The following is a 279-nucleotide window of genomic DNA, read 5'->3' as shown; positions in this document are numbered from 1 at the left end:
TGCGGTCTTTTCATGTTTCAAAGCCACGTGTTATAACAGTCGATAAGAACCCGGCTTATCCTATAGCAATTGAACAGTTGAAAAAAGAAAAAAGAATACCTGATGGTATGCAATTTAGACAACAAAAGTACTTGAATAACATAGTAGAACAAGATCATCACTTTATAAAGAAGCGAATCCGTTCTATGTTTGACACAGCTACATCCATTCTTTCTGGAGTAGAAGCCATGCATATGATTAAAAAAGAGCAGCTTGATTTACGGGACCAGTCTGTCCAAA

General features: G+C 36.6%; 1 protein-coding gene. It reads left to right on the top strand.

The window, feature by feature from the left end:
• The coding region (locus tag MR155_RS31700) for a DDE-type integrase/transposase/recombinase (RefSeq protein ID WP_242312145.1) at window positions 1-279 on the top strand (279 nt) is incomplete at both ends.

This window comes from Bacillus cereus group sp. BfR-BA-01331, assembly GCF_022663915.1.
GTDB classification, from domain to species: Bacteria; Bacillota; Bacilli; order Bacillales; family Bacillaceae_G; genus Bacillus_A; species Bacillus_A mycoides.
This window is presented reverse-complemented; position numbering and strand designations above follow the sequence as displayed.